Below are 17,914 nucleotides of genomic sequence, written 5' to 3'. Positions count from 1 at the left end.
TATGACAGCCTTGACGGACGACACGCTGCCGGTAACCCCGCGCGCGATCCGCGACGAGATGATCGTGTTCGTGGTGATGGCGCTGCTGCTGGCTTCGGTGCCATTCACGGGGGTCTACCCGTTCTTCGTGATGCAGGCGCTGTGCTTCGCGCTGCTCGCCTGCGCCTTCAACCTGCTGATCGGCTACGGCGGTTTGCTGTCCTTCGGCCATGCGATGTTCCTGGGCACGGCCGGCTATTGCAGCGCGCATGCGCTGAAAGTATGGGCGCTGCCGCCGGAACTCGGCATCCTCGTCGGCGTCGCCGGTGCCTTCGTGCTCTCGCTCATCACGGGCTATATCTCGATCCGCCGCCAGGGCATCTATTTCTCGATGATCACGCTGGCGCTGTCGCAGCTCTTGTACTTCATCTACCTCCAGGCGCCGTTCACCCATGGCGAAGACGGCATCCAGGGCATCCCGCAGGGACGCATGTTCGGCCTGTTCGATCTGACCAAGCCCACCGTGCTCTACTACGTGGTTCTGGTCGGTTTCCTCGCCGGCTTCCTGCTGATCTTCCGCATCATCAACTCGCCGTTCGGCGAAGTCCTCAAGGCGATCCGCGAGAACGAGCCACGGGCGATCTCGCTGGGTTACCGGACCGATCAGTACAAGTTCCTGGCTTTCGTCCTGTCGGGCACGCTGGCCGGCTTTGCCGGTGCGCTGAAAGTCTTCGTGGCGCAGAATGCCTCGCTCACCGACGTGCACTGGTCGATGTCGGGCGAAGTCGTGCTGATGACGCTGGTCGGCGGACTCGGAACCGTCTTCGGTCCCGTGGTCGGTGCCTTCGTGATCATCGCCATGCAGCAATATCTGGCGGGGTTCGGCCAATGGGTGACCGTGATCCAGGGCTCGATCTTCGTGATCTGCGTGCTCACCTTCCGCCGTGGCGTCATCGGCGAAATCGCGCATTACTTCCGGCGGTCGCTGTAAGTCGTTGATATAATAGAAGATGTGTTGACGCGCGAAAGCGGTGGATGATCCGGCTCCACGGGCGTGAGGTGGCACGCGCGTGGATCGAAAATGGTCTATGACAGTTTCATGACGGCCCGCTTGGGCCAGGCCATCATCCAACCGGTAGTCTCTCCCCCATGATGCGATTGTTTCGCGCTTTCCTGCCGAAGGAAGAACGGTTCTTCGACCTGTTCGACCGCCACGCCCAGACCGTGATCCAGGGCTCGATCGCGCTCCAGAGCATGCTCAACGGGGGCGAGGAGACGCCGGTCTATTGCCAGCGCGTCAACCAGTTCGAGAACGATGCCGACAACATCACCCGTGAGGTGCTGACCGCGGTGCGCCGCACCTTCATCACCCCGTTCGACCGCGGCGACATCAAGAACCTGATCACCTCGATGGACGACGCCATCGACCAGATGCAGCAGACCGCCAAGGCCGTGATGCTGTTCGAGGTCCGCAGCTTCGAGCCGCCGATGCGGGAGATCGGCGGGCTTCTGATCGAATGCGCCAATCTGGTCGGCCGCGCGCTGCCGCTGATGCAGAAGATCGGTCAGAACGTGGCCATGCTGACCGCGATCACGGAAGAGCTTGGCAAGCTGGAAGGCCGCGTCGACGATCTCCATGATATCGGTTTGAAGGAACTGTTCCTCAAGCATCGCGGCGGCAACGCGATGGATTTCATCGTCGGCGCAGAGATCTACGACCATCTCGAGAAAGTCGCCGACCGCTTCGACGACGTCGCGAACGAGATCAACAGCATCGTCATCGAGCAAGTTTAGGGCAGGGGCCACGCCGTGGATGTTGCGTTGGGTCTTCCCGTCCTGGTCGGATTGATCGCCGTCGCGCTGCTGTTCGACTTCCTGAACGGCCTGCACGACGCCGCCAATTCGATCGCGACCATCGTCTCGACCCGCGTGCTGCGGCCGCAATACGCGGTGTTCTGGGCCGCGTTCTTCAACTTCGTCGCCTTCATGGTGTTCGGGCTGCACGTTGCCCAGACTATCGGCACCGGCATCATCGATCCCGCGATCGTGGATGCTCAGGTGATCTTCGCCGCGCTGGTCGGCGCCATCGTCTGGAACCTGGTGACATGGGCGCTCGGCATCCCATCGTCCTCGTCTCATGCATTGATCGGCGGCTTGTTTGGTGCCGGCGTGGCAAAAGCCGGCCTTTCAGCGGCGGTCTGGAGCGGGTTGTCCAAGACGGTGATCGCCATCGTGCTGTCTCCGCTGGTCGGCTTCCTGCTCGCGATGGTGCTGGTCGCGATCGTCTCCTGGGCCTCGGTGCGCTCCACGCCCTTTGCCGTGGATCGCGCCTTCCGCATCCTGCAATTCGCCTCCGCCTCGCTCTATTCGCTCGGCCATGGTGGTAACGACGCTCAGAAGACCATGGGCATCATCGCCGTGCTGCTCTATTCGCAGGGCCAGCTCGGCGGCGAATTCTTCGTACCCTTCTGGGTGGTGCTCTCGTGCCAGGCCGCGATGGCGATGGGGACGCTGATGGGCGGCTGGCGCATCGTCCGCACCATGGGCCTGCGCATCACTAAGCTGACCCCGATGCAGGGCTTTTGCGCCGAGACCGGCGGTGCCGCGACCCTGTTCATGGCGACCTTTCTCGGTGTTCCGGTCTCGACCACCCACACCATCACCGGCGCCATCGTCGGCGTCGGCGCGGCCCGCCGCCTCTCGGCGGTGCGCTGGAACGTCGCCAGCTCGATCGTCTATGCCTGGGTGATCACGATGCCGGCCTCGGCCATCGTCGCCGCACTGAGCTGGTGGGCGGTCAAGATCTTCGTCAGGTAACCAGCTTCAGTCCGACAATGCCGGCGACGATCAGCCCGATGCTGGCGAGGCGGAACGCGGTGGCCGGCTCGCCGAACAGGATGATGCCGAGCGTCGCGGTGCCGACCGCACCGATGCCGGTCCAGACCGCATAAGCGGTTCCAATCGGCAGCGATTTGAGAGCGAGCCCGAGCAGGATGATGCTGCCGGCCATGGCGCCGAGCGTGAGGATTGACGGAACGAGCCTGGTGAACCCCTCGGTATATTTGAGGCCGATGGCCCAGGAGATCTCCAGCAGACCGGCGACGAACAGGATGCTCCAGGCCATGACGACCCTCCATTCAAGGCAGGGTCGTCCCCGCGACTGGTGTGCTGATAGCAAGGGAAGGCCGTCCCTCCCAACCCAAGCCCGATATGGGGCTGGCCGGAAGCCTCCGCAATCACCAGATCAGGCTTGATCAGGCTCATTTTCCCTGCCAAACGCTGCCGCAATGTCCGACATCGCCACCACAGCCGAATCGACGGCCCGTTCCTCGCTTGCCGCTGAAGTGTCGCGGCGGCGTACCTTTGCGATCATCTCGCATCCGGACGCCGGCAAGACCACGCTGACCGAAAAGCTGCTGCTGTTCGGTGGCGCCATCAATCTGGCCGGCCAGGTCAAGGCCAAGGGCGAGCGGCGCAACACGCGTTCGGACTGGATGAAGATCGAGCGCGAGCGCGGCATCTCGGTCGTGACCTCGGTCATGACCTTCGAGTTCGAGGGCCTCGTGTTCAACCTGCTGGACACGCCGGGCCACGAAGACTTTTCGGAAGACACCTATCGCACGCTCACGGCGGTCGATTCCGCCGTCATGGTGATCGACGCCGCCAAGGGCATCGAGGCGCGCACCCGGAAGCTGTTCGAGGTCTGTCGTCTTCGCGACATCCCGATCATCACCTTCATCAACAAGATGGACCGCGAGAGCCGCGACGTCTTCGAGCTGCTCGACGAGATCGAAAAGACGCTGGCGCTCGATACCACGCCAATGACCTGGCCGGTCGGCCGCGGCCGCGAGTTCCTCGGTACCTACGACGTCGTCAATGGCGGCGTGCGCCTGCTCGAAGGCGGCGGCGCCAAGACCGGCGCGGCGCAGCAGATCGAGATCGCCGAGCTCGCCAAGCTCAACGCCAATCTCGACGTATCGGCGGTCAAGGACGAGCTCGAGCTCGTCACCGCGGCTTCAAAACCGTTCGAGCTCGAAGCCTTTCGCGAGGGCCATCTGACGCCGGTTTATTTCGGCAGCGCGCTGCGCAATTTCGGTGTCGGCGACCTGCTGCAAGGGCTCGGCAAGTTCGCGCCCGAGCCGCGCGCGCAGGAGAGCGACCAGCGCAAGGTCGAAGCCACCGACCCGCGCATGAGCGCCTTCGTGTTCAAGATCCAGGCCAACATGGATCCCAATCACCGCGACCGCATCGCCTTTGCCCGCCTGTGCTCCGGCAAGCTCAGCCGCGGCATGAAGGCGAAGCTCGTGCGCACCGGCAAGAGCATGCCGCTGTCCAGCCCGCAATTCTTCTTCGCGCAGGACCGTTCGGTTGCGGACGAGGCTTATGCCGGCGACGTCGTCGGCATTCCCAATCACGGCACGCTGCGCATCGGCGACACGCTGACCGACGGTGAGGATTTCAACTTCGTGGGCGTGCCGAGCTTTGCGCCGGAAATCGTCCGCCGCGTGCGTCTCACCGATGCCATGAAAGCGAAGAAGCTGAAGGAAGCGCTTCAGCAGATGTCGGAAGAGGGCGTGGTGCAGGTATTCCGCCCGCGCGACGGCGCACCGGCGTTGGTTGGCGTCGTTGGCGCACTCCAGCTCGACGTGCTGAAGGCCCGGCTGGATGCGGAATATTCCCTCCCAGTCGAATTCGAGGTCAGCGAGTTCCAGCTCGCGCGCTGGGTCTCTTCGGACGACCGCAAGAAGCTCGATACCTTCATCGCTGCCAACACCTCCAGCATCGCCGACGATGTCGACGGGGATCCCGTCTATCTGGCGCGGAACGAGTTCTATCTCGGCTACACAAGGGAACGTGCCGAGGGCATCGAGTTCACCAACGTCAAGGACGTCAAGAAGAAGGGCTAGGGCGTAGCTCCGTCCGCTCCTCACCCTCCGCTGTCATGCCCCGGCTTGACCGGGGCATCCAGTACGCCGCGGCTTCCCGGCTCAATCACAGACGTCCCGGAGTACTGGGTCGCCCGGTCAAGCCGGGCGACGACACCGAGGTTGAACGCGAGCACGTGAACGCCGGCGATCTTGACGTTGTCGGAGGTAATGCCACGTTTTACTCTTGCGGTATTGTGAGATCGCATGATGTGGCGCGGCATCCTTGTTTTTCTCCTGCTGGCGATCTCGATCGTTGCCGCCGACGCGCGGCCGCGACAGATCAACCCAATTCCGTTTTCGCACGAGCCATGCAGTGTGCTCGACGGCCGGCCCTGCACGCCGTCCTATTGCAGCCCGCTTGAGCCTGGTCCCTGTATTCCCGAGATCGACTATCCCTATGGGCAGAACCTCCAGCTCACGATCCAAAGCGTGCCAGCGGACGCCGATCGCGCCAAATATCAGAAGCCCGATCACGATCTCGATACGATCGGCGATCTCTTCGCCGAGCTGCGCACCTGCTGGTCACCGCCATCGGACAATGCGCGCGCGGGCATGCAGATCGCCGTGCGTTTCAGCTTCAACAAATCGGGCGGCCTGATCGGCCCGCCGCGCCTGACCTATGCGACCGCAGGCGTCCCCGCCGAGACGAGAACCTCCTACCTCAATGCGATCAATTCATCGTTGAACGCCTGCCTGCCGCTGAAATTCACCGGCGGCCTTGGCGGTGCCATCGCCGGGCGGCCGATCGCGATCCGGTATGTCGACAATCGCGAGATCGGCAAGTAGCGCATCAGTTGCGACCCGCGGCCAATCGATGATACGCCATGGGCTGGGGCGCTGGTTGAGGGGAGAATCTCGTGGGTCTGCTGGTTATGATCCTGGGGCTTGCGCTGTTTTTTGCGGCGCATGTGTTCACGACGAAACGCGATGCACGCGCGCAGGCCATCGCGAGAGTGGGCGAGGGGACCTACAAGATCCTCTATTCGCTTGCCTCGCTTGCGGGGCTCGCACTGATCATCTGGGGCTTCGCGCATTATCGCGCGACCGGCTGGATCGACGTCTGGTATCCGCCGAAGGCGCTGAAGCACATCACGCTCGCACTGATGCTGCCCGCGGTCATCCTGGTGGTTGCGTCCTATCTGCGCGGCCGCATTTACGCGACACTGAAGCATCCGATGCTGGCCGGCATCAAGCTGTGGGCGGCGGCGCATCTTCTGGCCAATGGCGATCTCGGCTCCATCATCCTGTTCGGGTCCTTTCTGGGCTGGGCGGTGTATGACCGCATCACGCTGAAGCGTCGCACCGATGGCGGCGGTCCGCCGATTCCGGTCGGCGGCGTCACCAACGATCTGATCGCGGTCGTGGTTGGAATCGTCGCTTATCTGGCGCTGGCTTTTGCGTTCCATCCCGTCGTCATCGGCGTTCCCGTGATGGGCGGCTAGCCGATCAGCACAAGACAGGACCGCATGCCCGTGCGCGGAAGATAACGAAAGTAACAAGCCAAGGGCAATCCGATGGACTGGCCGCATTCTCAGATCCCGCCAATGCGGTTCGAGGCGCGCTTCGGCGATCGGGTGGTACCGGCATTTTGCGATCGGCCGTCGAGCCTGTGGGCGATGATTGCGGACGCCTGCGCCCGCAATCCCGACGGCGAAGCGCTGATCTCAGGCGGTGTCCGGCTGAGCTGGCGGCAGGCCGTCGAGCAGGCTGCGCGGATCGCGGCGGGATTTCGCAAGCTCGGATTGCAGCGCGGCGATCGTGTCGCGATCCTGCTCGGCAACCGCGTCGAATTCCCGCTGCTGCTGTTTGCTGCCGCGCATGAGGGGCTTGTCACGGTGCTGCTCAGCACGCGGCAGCAGAAGCCGGAAATCGCCTATGTGCTCGCCGACTGCGGCGCCAAGATCCTGATCCACGAGGCGGCACTTGCGGAGCGGCTGCCGGACGCACTGGACGTGCCCGATGTGATCGACCGCATCGCCATCGACCACGATCCGGCTCTGTCGGATTTCGCGGTGCTCGTCGACAACGCCCCGGCCGCGGCGCCGGTCGAGACGAGCGAGGAGGACACCGCGATGATCCTCTACACCTCGGGCACGACAGGCAAGCCGAAGGGCGCGATGCTGGCCCATTGCAACATCGTCCATTCCTCGATGATCTTCATGTCCTGCCTGCAATTGACGGCGGCCGACCGTTCGATCGCGGCAGTGCCGCTCGGCCATGTCACCGGCGTGGTCGCCAACATCACGACGATGATCTGCTGCGGTGGCGCGTTGATCATCATGCCGGAGTTCAAAGCCGGCGAATATCTCAAGCTCGCCGCGCGCGAGCGCGTCACCTACACGGTGATGGTGCCGGCGATGTACAATCTGTGCCTGCTCCAGCCCGATATCGAGAGCTACGATCTGTCGAGCTGGCGCATCGGCGGCTTTGGCGGCGCACCGATGCCGGTTGCCACCATCGAGAAGCTCAAGGCGATCATTCCCGGCCTCGCGCTGGCGAATTGCTACGGTGCGACCGAGACCACGTCGCCGTCCACGATCATGCCGGGCGAGTTGACGGAAAGCCATATCGACAGCGTCGGACTGCCGTGTCCGGGTGCACGCATCCTGGCGATGGACGCGGACGGGCGTGAGCTGCCGCCTGGGGAAATCGGCGAGCTCTGGATCCAGAGTGCCTCCGTCATCAAGGGCTATTGGAACAATCCGAAAGCCACGGCCGAAAGCTTCACCAGCGGGTTCTGGCATTCCGGCGATCTCGGCTCGGTCGATGCGGAGGGATTTGTCCGGGTGTTCGACCGGCAGAAGGACATGATCAATCGGGGTGGCCTCAAGATCTATTCGGCCGAGGTCGAATCGGTGCTGGCCGGCCATCCCGCCGTGGTCGAGAGCGCGATCGTCGCCAAGGCCTGTCCGGTGCTGGGCGAACGCGTCCACGCCGTGGTGGTGGCGCGTGCGCCGGTGGACAGCGAGGCCTTGCGCGCCTGGTGCGCGGAACGGCTGTCCGACTACAAGGTCCCGGAGACCATGGTGATCACCGCGGAGCCGCTGCCGCGCAATGCCAATGGCAAGGTGCTGAAGCGACAGCTGCGGGAGCTGTTGGGAAATTGACCCGGGGAGGCGGTCTCTCGGGCTGTCCCGGGTGGTTAACGCCTTGATCGGGCTCGCTTTGCCTTGCCACCGCCATATCGTTAGGGTACCCCGCCGCCACGTGGGGACGGGATTCCTGACGCGAACGCTTTGGCGCGCGCACCCGGACGGGCATGGGATTAGCATAAGTGTCTGAATTATTTGACGAAGTCGACGAGGAAGTACGTCGCGAACAGCTCAAGAAGCTGTGGGATAAATATTCGATCGTCTTTATCGCACTGATGGTGCTGATCGTCGCCGCCGTGGGTGGCTGGCGCGGTTACCAATATCTTGAAGCCAAGAAGGCTGCCGAGGCCGGTGCTGCCTTCGAGAAGGCCGCTGAGCTGTCCGAGCAGGACAAGCATGCGGAGGCCGAGGCGGCCTTCACCGAGCTCGCTGCCAAGGCTCCATCGGGCTATCGCACCCTGGCGCGGCTGCGTGCTGCGGCCGAGGCGGCGGCCCGCGATCCCAAGGCAGGCGCCAAGCTGTATGACGACATCGCCGCCGACCGCAGTGTAGGCGGCGAGTGGCAGGATCTGGCAAAGATCCGCGCCGCCGGTCTCCTGCTCGACAGCGCCGGCTATGCGGACATGCAGCAGCGGCTGGAAGCCTCGACCGCACCCAAATCGACCTTCCGTCACACCGCCCGCGAGATGCTGGCGCTGTCGGCCTGGCGCAACAACGATGTGACTGCGGCCCGCAAATGGCTCGACGCGATTGCCGAGGACGGCGAAACGCCGCCCGGCCTGCGCTCACGCGCCGAGGCGCTGCAGGCCCTGCTGCCGCCCGTAGCGAAGAGCTGAGCCGAGAGCTGAGACGAGATACCGACATGCGCCGCACGCCACGCTTGATCGCAACCGCCGTCCTGATCGCCTTCACGGGCGTGCTGGGCGGTTGCTCCAGCTTCGATCCGAGCGACATGCTCGACTTCCTCGACACCAAGAAGAAGCTGCCGGGCGACCGCAAGCCGGTGTTCCCGGAAGGCGTGCCCGGCCTCGAGCAAGGCGTTCCGAAGGATATGTACAAGGGCGCCCAGCAACAGCCCGATCCGAACGGACCCGCCGTTGCGGCTCTGCCCACCGAGCCTGCGCCCGAGCCGAAGCCGGCGAAGGGTGCCAAGGCGAAAAAGACCAGGCAGCCGGCCACCGCAGCCGTCGCGCCGGCTGAGGCGCCCGCCGGCGAAGTCGACGGCGAGGCCCAGCCCGAGGCCGCGCCGCCCGCGGCCACGCCGCCGCCCAGGCAGAAGATCGTGCGCAAGCGCACCACCGCGCCGCCGCCCGATCAATCCGTCCAGCAGGCGCAACCGACCCAGACCACCCAGCAGCAAACGCAGGGCGCCTTCCCGGCGCCCATGCCGAGCGGCAGCTTCTCGCGCTGATTTTTTCATTTCATTGACAGGCGCGGCTCCGGCAGCGCACGAATGACCCATGTCCTTTAAGATTGCCATTATCGGCCGACCCAATGTCGGCAAGTCGACGCTGTTCAACCGTCTGGTCGGGCAGAAGCTCGCGCTTGTCGATGACCTCCCCGGCGTCACCCGCGACCGCCGCGAGGGCGAGGCCAGGCTCGGCGATCTCGACTTCACGATCATCGACACCGCCGGCCTCGATGAGGGTGCCAAGGGCTCGCTGACCGCCCGCATGCAGGAGCAGACGGAGGCCGCGATCGCACAGGCCGACGCGCTGTTCTTCGTGATTGATGCCCGCATGGGCCTCACGCCCAACGATCGCGCCTTCGCCGATTTCGCCCGCAAGGCCAACAAGCCGGTGATGCTCGTCGCGAACAAGAGCGAAGGCAAGCACGGCGATGCCGGCGCGATGGAGGCTTTCGCGCTCGGCCTCGGCGATCCCATCCAGATCTCGGCCGAGCATGGCGAGGGCCTGGGTGAGCTCTATGACGCCTTGAGAGAGCTGATGCCGGAGCCCGTCGAGGAGGATGAGGTCGAGGACGACGAGCCGCTGACGGAGGAAGAGGCGGCCACGCGTCCGATCCGGGTCGCGATCGTCGGCCGGCCCAACGCCGGCAAGTCGACGATGATCAATCATCTGCTCGGCGAGGAGCGCCTGCTGACGAGCCCGGAGGCGGGTACCACGCGCGATTCCATCGCGGTCGAGATCAACTGGAAGGGGCGCGAGTTTCGGGTGTTCGACACCGCAGGTCTGCGCCGGCGCTCGCGGATCGAGGAGAAGCTCGAGAAGCTCTCGGTCGCCGACGCACTGCGCGCGGTGCGCTTTGCCGAAGTCGTCGTGATGATGATGGATGCGCAGAACCGCTTCGAGGAGCAGGATCTTCGCATTGCCGACCTGATCGAGCGCGAGGGTCGGGCCGTCGTGCTCGCCGTCAACAAATGGGACCTGATGGAAAGCAAGGGCGGCGGCGCGATCTCGAACCTGCGCCGCGATGCCGATCACTTGCTGCCGCAGATCAAGGGCGTGCCGATCGTCGCCGTCTCCGGCTTGATGGGCGAGGGCATCGATCGATTGATGCAGGCGATCCAGGATGCCTATGCGCTTTGGAACAGGCGTGTGTCGACCGCGGCGCTGAACCGCTGGTTCGAGGAGGCGGTCCAAGCCAATCCGCCGCCGGCCGTGTCCGGACGACGACTCAAGCTGAACTACATCACGCAGACCAAGGCCCGCCCGCCAAGCTTCGTGTTGTTCTGCTCGCGTGCGGACGCGGTACCGCAGTCGTATCTGCGATATCTCACCAATTCGCTGCGTGAGGCCTTCGAGCTGCCGGGCACGCCGGTGCGCATCACCTTGCGCGAGAAGGCCAATCCGTTCGCCCACAAGCGCAAGCGGCCGTCGTGAGCAACGACGCCGGCGAGGCGATGGCGCAGGGCGCAGCGCCAGTCCGGCGCGGTGCGGTCGCCTTCATCTTCGTCACCATCCTGCTCGACATGCTCGCGCTCGGCGTGATCATGCCGATCCTGCCAAAACTGATCGAGAGCTTCGTCGACAACGACACGGCCCATGCGGCCCGCATCTTCGGCCTGTTCGGCACCGCCTGGGCGCTGATGCAGTTCGTATTCTCGCCGGTGCTCGGCGCGCTGTCGGACCGCTTCGGGCGGCGGCCGGTGGTGCTGCTGTCGAATTTCGGGCTCGCGGCAGACTATGTGCTGATGGCGCTGGCGCCGTCGCTGGTCTGGCTGTTCGTCGGCCGCGTCATCTCGGGCATCACCTCGGCCAGCATCTCGACCGCCTTTGCCTATATCGCCGACATCACGCCGCCGGAGCGGCGCGCAGCGGTGTTCGGCAGGATTGGCGCTGCATTCGGCGCCGGCTTCGTGCTGGGCCCGGCGCTGGGCGGCCTGCTCGGCGATATCGATCCGCGCCTGCCGTTCTGGGCCTCGGCGGCCTTGAGCTTCGCCAATGCGCTCTATGGGCTCTTCGTCCTGCCGGAATCGTTGGCGCCGGACAAGCGCGCGCCGTTCCGCTGGAGGAGCGCCAATCCGCTCGGAGCGCTCCGCCTGCTGCGTTCCAACGCCGTGCTCGCTGCGTTGTCCGTCGTCAACTTCATCGCGCAGGTCGCGCATGTCGTGCTGCCCTCGACCTTCGTGCTCTATGCCACTTATCGCTACGGTTGGGATTCGAAAACCGTGGGGTTGACGCTGGCGATGGTCGGCATCTGCGCCATGGTGGTGCAGGGGCTCGCGATCGGCCCGATCGTGCGCGTGCTCGGCGAACGCAACGCGTTGTTGATGGGCCTGTGCTGCGGCGCGGTCGGCTTCGTGATCTTCGGCGCGGCGCCGACCGGGCCGCTGTTCTGGATCGGCATTCCCGTGATGTCGCTGTGGGGCATTTCGGGCGCCGCCATGCAATCGCTGATGACGCGGCTGGTCGCGCCCGATCAGCAGGGCCAGTTGCAGGGCGCGACCGCGAGCGTGCAGAGCGTGTCGCAGCTCGTCGGCCCGTTCCTGTTCACGCTGACGTTTTCATATTTCATCGGCGTCAGCGCGCCGTGGCAGCTGCCCGGCGCGCCGTTCCTGCTCGCGGCGGTGTTGATGGTGATGTGCGTGGCGATCGCGGTGCGGGCGCTGGGAGCGACGAAGACGGTTACGTAGGGTGGGCAAAGCGAAGCGTGCCCACCGCCTTCTTCAGTTGTGGAGAGATGGTGGGCACGGCGCTTTCGCGCCTTTGCCCACCCTGCGACACCAATGCCTTTACTTCTTCACCAGCGGGCACTCGCTGTCCTTGAGCGGCTTGGCCGCATCTTCCGCCGGGATGGTGGCGATCAGCTTGTAATAGTCCCACGGTCCCTTGGATTCTTCCGGCTTCTTCACCTCGAACAGGAAGGCGGGAATGATGCGGCGTCCGTCCTCGCGCAGCGGGCCCTTGCCGAACAGCGGATCGTCGGTCGGAAGCTCCTTCATCTTGGCGACGACCTTGGCGCCGTCATGCGGATTGCCGCCGAGCGCGTCCATGGCCTTGAGGTAATGCAGCACGGCGGCATAATTGCCGGCCTGCGTCATCGAGGGCATCGCCTTGTTGGCGACCTTGTCCTGAAAGCGCTTCGAGAAGGCGCGCGTGCCTTCGTTGAGATCCCAATAGAAGGATTCGGTGAAGGTCAGGCCGTGCGCGGTCTTCAGACCGAGCGAGTGGACGTCGTTGATGAACAGCAACAGCGCGGCGAGCTTCTGGCCGCCTTCGACGATGCCGAACTCGGCCGCCTGCTTGATCGAGTTGGTGGTGTCACCGCCGGCATTGGCGAGACCGATGATCTTCGCCTTCGAGTTCTGCGCCTGCAGCAGGAAGGAGGAGAAATCCGACGTGTTGAGCGGATGCTTGACGCCGCCGAGCACCTTGCCGCCGTTCGCGGTGACGACCGCGCTGGTGTCACGCTCGAGCGCGGCACCGAAAGCGTAGTCGGCGGTCAGGAAGAACCAGCTGTCGCCGCCGGCCTTGGTCAGCGCCTTGCCGGTACCGTTGGCGAGCATGTAGGTGTCGTAAGTATAGGAGATGGTGTTGGCGTTGCAGGCCTTGCCGGTGAGGTCGGCACTGGCACCGCCATTGTTGAGCAGGACCGCGTTCTTTTCCTTGACGACGTTGCTGACGGCCAGCGCCACGCCGGAGTTCGGGGTGTCGGCGATCACATCGACCTTCTGGGTGTCGATCCACTGCCGCGCGATGTTGACGCCGACGTCCGGCTTGTTCTGGTGGTCGCCGCTGATCACATCGATCTTCCAGCCCTTGGCACGAAGACCGGAATCTTCCACCGCCATGTTGACCGCCGCCACGGCGCCGGGGCCGCCGATGTCGGCATAGAGGCTGGACATGTCGTTGAGCACGCCGATCGTGACCGACTTGTCCTGGGCGAAGGCGGATGTGGCAAAACCGAAGGCGGCACAGGCCAGAAGGGCCGCAGAGCGGCGCGCGAACGTCGTCGTCATAAAAGATTTCCTCCATTGTCAAACATGCGGACGGCTCTCTTGAATGGGAGCCTTGTTCCGGCTGATGGCTCTACCGTGTCCCACGGCCGGCGGCAATGCGCCTAAAGCCGGATGACGCTGCGTCGCAGCGTCATCCCTCCGTTAACTTTTGGAGAAAATGCGTCGAGACGCTATTTCAGCGCGTCCGATGTCAGCTTGAATTTCTGGATGCGCTTCCCGGTGTCGACCTCGGCGGTATAGACGTTACCCTTGGCGTCGATCGCCATGGCATGCACCCAGTGGAATTGTCCGGCATTGCGGCCGTTGTGCCCGAAGCTGCCGACCACGTTGCCGTCCTCGCGCTTGATCACCCTGATCTCGTTGTTCTCGCCGTCGGCGCTGAGCAGCCAGGTCTGCTTCGGGTCGGGCCAGATCGCGACATCCCACACCGCGCCGTTACCGAGCGTGTTCTTCTCAAAGAAGAACTCCTTCACGAAGCTGCCGTCCGTCTTGAACACCTGGATGCGGTTGTTGATGCGGTCGCAGACGTAGACGAGGCCGTCATTGGCGAGCTTCACGCAGTGGACGGGATTGCCGAACTGCTGGGACACTGGCGCCTTGGGATCATACGCCGCCTGCTTGGTGTCGTCGGGCTTGTTGCCGTAGGCGCCCCAGTGCCGCTTGTAGGCGAGCGTGGTCGCGTCGAACACGATGACGCGGCGATTGCCGTAGCCGTCGGCGACGTAGATTTCGTTGGCGGCCTTGTCGATCGCGGTCTCGGCGGGCTTGCCGAGCTGCGTCGTGTCGTTGCTGCCGAGGCTCGGCGCGATCTTGCCGATCTGGGCGACGAACTTGCCGTCGAGCGTGAATTTCAGGATGGCGTTATCATTGTCGGCATTGCCACCGACCCAGACGAAGCCGCGCTCGTCGACCTCGATGCCATGCTCGCGGCCGACCCATTCATAGCCTTCGCCCGCGCCGCCCCACGATCGCAGCAGATTGCCGTCGCTGTCGAATTCGAGCACCGGCGGCGCCGACACGCAGCATTTGGAACGCGGCGGGGTGAGGCTCGCGCCTTTCTCGTCGTCGGTGAGGGAGCGGGGACGATGGATCACCCAGATGTGGCCCTGCCAGTCGACGGTGATGCCGCCGACCTGGCCGAGGATCCAGTTGTTCGGCAACGGCTTTGGCCAGGACGCATCGACCGCGAAGGTCGGGACATCGCCGGCGGTCGCCGCGCCCGGAAGCGCAAACGCGACGGCCACGATCAGAACGGAGAGGACGCGAGAGACATTTGCGAGCGCACGCTTAAAGCCTGCGCGATTCCGCCATGGCGCCATGGCAACCTCCCTTTATTGGCTTGCGGCTTGCTGCCGCTTGAGCGCGGGCAGTCAATCGCGGGGAGGCCGTCAAGTCAATCAGGCCGGCGAGCGGAAGCTCATCAGGCTGCGGGTCTTGTAGTCGTAGAACTTGCCGGTCTCGGTCCAATCAGGCGCGCACATTGGCACGATGAATTCGGCGACCTGCTCGGCTGTATCGAGCGTCGCCGGATCCTCGCCCGGCATCAGCGTCGCGCGCATCCGGGTGCGGACGGGGCCCGGATTGAACAGATTGACGCGCAGCTTGGTGTTCGCGGTCTCCTGCGCCCAGGCGCGCGCCAGCGTCTCCAGCGCCGCCTTGGAGGCCGCGTAGGGGCTGACATAGGCGGTCGCCTTGTTGGCGGCGCCGGAAGTGATGAACACCGCGCGACCGGCGTCGGACTGCTTGAGCAGCGGCTCCATGCAACGGATCAGCTGGAAGTTCGCGGCGACGTTGACCGCCATCACGTCGGTGAAGGCCTTCAGCTCGATATGGCCGATCGGTGAGGAGGGCCCAAGCACGCCGGCATTGCCGACGAGGATGTCGAGCTTACCGTACCGCTCATGCAGGCCGGCACCTAGGCGCGCGATGCCGTCGGAATCGGTGAGGTTGAGCGGCACCAGCGTGGCGCTGCCGCCGTCCTTGCGGATCTCGTCGTCGAGCTCTTCCAGCCCGCCCTGCGTGCGCGCGACCGCAACGATATGCGCGCCGGCCTTGGCCAGCGCCTTGGCCGTGGCGAAGCCGATTCCGCGCGAGGCGCCGGTGACGAGAGCGATGCGGTTGGCGAGGGGATTTGTCATTGAAAGGTTCTATCCAGCGTCGTCCTGGCGAAAGCCAGGACCCATACGCCGTGACGTTTATGGCTAGGGAAGATGATTGTCACACCTTCTTCGTACCAGAAAGGCCTGTGGTAATGGGTCCTGGCTTTCGCCAGGACGACGAGCCTAGCTCGCCTCCGCCAGCAACGACAATTGCCGCGGCTGCTGCTCGGTCTGGGTCTGGTCGGTGAGGTGGGTCGGATAAGCCCCGGTGAAGCAATGATCCGAGAATTTCGGATTGGCGGGGTCGCGGCCGGGCTCGCCCATGGCGCGGTACATGCCGTCGATCGACAGGAAGGCGAGCGAGTCGGCGCCGATGATCTCGCGCATCTCTTCCAGCGAATGTGTCGCCGCAAGAAGACCACCACGGTCCGGCAGATCGATACCGTAATAGTCGGGATAGAGGATCGGCGGCGAGGCGAGGCGGAAATGCACTTCCTTGGCGCCGGCATCGCGCATCATGCGGACGATCTTCTTCGAGGTGGTGCCGCGTACCAGCGAATCGTCGATCAGGATGATGCGCTTGCCTTCGATCGCGGCGCGGTTGGCCGAATGCTTCATGCGCACACCGGATTCGCGGATCGCCTGCGTCGGCTGGATGAAGGTGCGGCCGACATAGTGGTTGCGGATGATGCCGAGTTCGAACGGGATGCCGGAATGCTGGCTGTAGCCAACCGCCGCGGGCACGCCGGAATCCGGCACCGGCACCACGACATCGACCGGCACGTGGCTCTCGCGCGCAAGCTGAGCACCAAAGGCCTTGCGCACCTCGTAGACCGAGCGGCCGTGGACGATGGAATCCGGACGGGAGAAGTAGATGTACTCGAAGATGCAGGGACGCGGCGCGATCGGCGGGAACGGCTTGTGGATGTCCTGCCCGTTCTCGTCGAACACGATGACCTCGCCGGGCTCGATGTCGCGGACGAAGCGTGCGCCGATGATGTCGAGTGCGCAGGTCTCGGAGGTCAGGATCGGACAACCATCGAGTTCGCCGAGCACCAGCGGACGGATGCCGCGCGGATCGCGCGCGCCGACCAGCTTCTTGTTGGTCAGCGACACCAGCGCATAGGCGCCCTCGATCTCGCGCAGCGCGTCGATATAGCGCTCGATGAAGCGGCTGCGCCTGGAGCGCGCGACCAGGTGCAGGATCACCTCGGTGTCGGTGGTCGACTGCATCATCGCGCCGTTCCTCACGAGCTCGCGGCGCAGCGTCAGGCCGTTGGTGAGATTGCCGTTGTGGGCGACCGCAAGGCCGCCGGCATTCAGTTCGGCGAACAGCGGTTGCACGTTGCGCAGGATGGTCGCGCCGGTGGTGGAATAGCGGACATGGCCGACTGCCATTGTGCCGGGCAGGCGGTCGATCACCTCTCGGCGGGAGAAGGTGTCGCCGACGAGGCCGAGGCGGCGTTCGGAATGAAAGCGGCCGCCGTCATAGGAGACGATGCCGGCTGCTTCCTGGCCGCGGTGCTGAAGGGCATGGAGGCCGAGCGCCGTGATGGCGGCGGCATCGGGGTGGCCGTAGATGCCGAAGACGCCGCATTCCTCGCGCAGCGTATCCCCCTCCAGATCGTCTTGAAGTTCCAGCGCGGCCGGGCCGAGATCAAGTAGGGCGTCCTGGTCAGGATTTCGCATCTCGTCCGAGCCTCTCGTTAGGGCTTAATCAACGCGCCGCGGGTTTCTCGATCAGCTTTTTAAGGCTGTCACGAGCCGGTTTGCTGTATCCGTCGCCACTGCCCGAAGGCTGCTGCTCGGAATCAGTTTGCTCTTCATCTGGTTTGTTTTTCTTGAATCTCTTCAAGATGGTGTTCTCGGGGTCGTCAGGCAAGAGGGCCATCAGCCAATCCCCGGTTCCCTGCAGCACCACGCGGGATTTGGCCCCCGTGACCCAATCCGGGCGCTGCTTGTCCGGCACGAGCCAGGTGAAGAACAGGAAGGCGACCACGACGATCAAAAGTCCGCGCGCCAGCCCGAACAGAAAGCCGAGGGTGCGGTCCAGTGCGCCGATGCGCGAATCCAGGATCATGTCGGAGATCCGGACCGTGATCACGGAGACCACGACCAAAGTGCCCACGAACACGCCGGCAACCACGACCACGCTCGCGACGGTATCGTTGTTGAAATAGGTCTTTGCGGTCGGCAGCAGCTTCGAGAATGAATAAAGCGTGACAATCGCCGCCGTGCCCCAGGCCGCGATCGACAGGATCTCGCGCATGAAGCCGCGAACCATGGCGAGCAGGCCCGAAATCAGCATCACACCGAGCAGGATCAGGTCGAGGATGGTTACTGGCATCGGCTGGTCTGGTCCGCTCGTACTTCAAGGTGCTCAGCGAATCGGTG

18 protein-coding genes are annotated in these 17,914 nt (G+C 64.4%); 11 read left to right on the top strand and 7 right to left on the bottom strand.

The window, feature by feature from the left end; all coding sequences use genetic code 11:
* Position 1: 1 nt before the first annotated feature.
* The 3 genes from AC0L3B_RS10290 (at position 2) to AC0L3B_RS10280 (ending at position 2,796) form a co-directional block, all read left to right on the top strand.
* Positions 2–970 carry a branched-chain amino acid ABC transporter permease gene (locus AC0L3B_RS10290; protein WP_219683217.1) on the top strand — a complete coding sequence of 323 codons (969 nt, stop codon included), beginning with the start codon at positions 2–4 and terminating at the stop codon, positions 968–970.
* A gap of 158 nt (positions 971–1,128) precedes the next feature.
* Positions 1,129–1,773, top strand: a complete 645-nt coding sequence (locus tag AC0L3B_RS10285) for a DUF47 domain-containing protein (protein WP_018459150.1) — start codon at positions 1,129–1,131, stop codon at positions 1,771–1,773.
* A 15-nt stretch (positions 1,774–1,788) separates the two neighbouring features.
* Entirely contained in the window at positions 1,789–2,796 is a 1,008-nt protein-coding gene (locus tag AC0L3B_RS10280; protein ID WP_085395960.1) for an inorganic phosphate transporter, read from the top strand.
* Here the strand turns inward: AC0L3B_RS10280 and sugE are convergent.
* Positions 2,789–3,103 carry a quaternary ammonium compound efflux SMR transporter SugE gene (gene sugE, locus AC0L3B_RS10275; RefSeq protein WP_085395961.1) on the bottom strand — a complete coding sequence of 105 codons (315 nt, stop codon included), beginning with the start codon at positions 3,101–3,103 and terminating at the stop codon, positions 2,789–2,791. The genes AC0L3B_RS10280 and sugE overlap by 8 nt on opposite strands.
* A 163-nt stretch (positions 3,104–3,266) precedes the next feature.
* On the opposite strand from sugE, the gene AC0L3B_RS10270 reads away from it, so the two are divergent.
* On the top strand, positions 3,267–4,886 hold the full coding sequence (locus AC0L3B_RS10270) for a peptide chain release factor 3 (RefSeq protein WP_085352891.1): 1,620 nt from the start codon (positions 3,267–3,269) through the stop codon (positions 4,884–4,886).
* 20 nt (positions 4,887–4,906) lie between these two features.
* Here AC0L3B_RS10270 and AC0L3B_RS10265 read toward each other — a convergent pair whose 3' ends face one another.
* Complete coding sequence (locus tag AC0L3B_RS10265; protein ID WP_157643098.1) at positions 4,907–5,128, bottom strand: hypothetical protein; 222 nt, start codon at positions 5,126–5,128, stop codon at positions 4,907–4,909.
* Between AC0L3B_RS10265 and AC0L3B_RS10260 the strand changes: the two genes are divergently transcribed.
* The 7 genes from AC0L3B_RS10260 to AC0L3B_RS10230 all read left to right on the top strand — a co-directional run bounded on the left by AC0L3B_RS10260 (position 5,115) and on the right by AC0L3B_RS10230 (position 12,095).
* Complete coding sequence (locus AC0L3B_RS10260) at positions 5,115–5,693, top strand: hypothetical protein (protein WP_026233744.1); 579 nt, start codon at positions 5,115–5,117, stop codon at positions 5,691–5,693. The two genes, AC0L3B_RS10265 and AC0L3B_RS10260, sit on opposite strands and share 14 nt — an antisense overlap.
* A 71-nt stretch (positions 5,694–5,764) precedes the next feature.
* Positions 5,765–6,349 carry an NnrU family protein gene (locus AC0L3B_RS10255; RefSeq protein ID WP_026233743.1) on the top strand — a complete coding sequence of 195 codons (585 nt, stop codon included), beginning with the start codon at positions 5,765–5,767 and terminating at the stop codon, positions 6,347–6,349.
* Between the two features lie 72 nt (positions 6,350–6,421).
* Entirely contained in the window at positions 6,422–8,014 is a 1,593-nt protein-coding gene (locus AC0L3B_RS10250) for a class I adenylate-forming enzyme family protein (protein ID WP_247297483.1), read from the top strand.
* Positions 8,015–8,181: 167 nt separating this feature from the next.
* Positions 8,182–8,835 carry a tetratricopeptide repeat protein gene (locus AC0L3B_RS10245; RefSeq protein ID WP_018459142.1) on the top strand — a complete coding sequence of 218 codons (654 nt, stop codon included), beginning with the start codon at positions 8,182–8,184 and terminating at the stop codon, positions 8,833–8,835.
* A gap of 26 nt (positions 8,836–8,861) precedes the next feature.
* Positions 8,862–9,410, top strand: a complete 549-nt coding sequence (locus AC0L3B_RS10240; RefSeq protein WP_026233742.1) for a hypothetical protein — start codon at positions 8,862–8,864, stop codon at positions 9,408–9,410.
* Between the two features lie 49 nt (positions 9,411–9,459).
* Positions 9,460–10,842, top strand: a complete 1,383-nt coding sequence (gene der / locus AC0L3B_RS10235) for a ribosome biogenesis GTPase Der (RefSeq protein WP_018459140.1) — start codon at positions 9,460–9,462, stop codon at positions 10,840–10,842.
* Positions 10,839–12,095 carry a TCR/Tet family MFS transporter gene (locus tag AC0L3B_RS10230; protein WP_473380354.1) on the top strand — a complete coding sequence of 419 codons (1,257 nt, stop codon included), beginning with the start codon at positions 10,839–10,841 and terminating at the stop codon, positions 12,093–12,095. The genes der and AC0L3B_RS10230 overlap by 4 nt, the downstream gene beginning before the upstream one ends.
* A 99-nt stretch (positions 12,096–12,194) precedes the next feature.
* On the opposite strand, the gene AC0L3B_RS10225 is transcribed toward AC0L3B_RS10230, so the two are convergent.
* The 5 genes from AC0L3B_RS10225 to AC0L3B_RS10205 all read right to left on the bottom strand — a co-directional run bounded on the left by AC0L3B_RS10225 (position 12,195) and on the right by AC0L3B_RS10205 (position 17,867).
* Complete coding sequence (locus tag AC0L3B_RS10225; protein ID WP_085395967.1) at positions 12,195–13,421, bottom strand: ABC transporter substrate-binding protein; 1,227 nt, start codon at positions 13,419–13,421, stop codon at positions 12,195–12,197.
* 170 nt (positions 13,422–13,591) lie between these two features.
* On the bottom strand, positions 13,592–14,740 hold the full coding sequence (locus AC0L3B_RS10220; RefSeq protein ID WP_247396336.1) for an NHL repeat-containing protein: 1,149 nt from the start codon (positions 14,738–14,740) through the stop codon (positions 13,592–13,594).
* A gap of 78 nt (positions 14,741–14,818) precedes the next feature.
* A complete protein-coding gene (locus AC0L3B_RS10215; protein ID WP_473380353.1) occupies positions 14,819–15,559 on the bottom strand; it encodes an SDR family NAD(P)-dependent oxidoreductase in 741 nt (246 codons plus the stop codon).
* A 144-nt stretch (positions 15,560–15,703) separates the two neighbouring features.
* Positions 15,704–17,209, bottom strand: a complete 1,506-nt coding sequence (gene purF / locus AC0L3B_RS10210; protein WP_018459135.1) for an amidophosphoribosyltransferase — start codon at positions 17,207–17,209, stop codon at positions 15,704–15,706.
* 28 nt (positions 17,210–17,237) lie between these two features.
* A complete protein-coding gene (locus tag AC0L3B_RS10205) occupies positions 17,238–17,867 on the bottom strand; it encodes a CvpA family protein (protein ID WP_007592055.1) in 630 nt (209 codons plus the stop codon).
* Between the last annotated feature and the right edge of the window lie 47 nt (positions 17,868–17,914).

The organism is Bradyrhizobium sp. Kon56, assembly GCF_055807635.1.
This window is presented reverse-complemented; position numbering and strand designations above follow the sequence as displayed.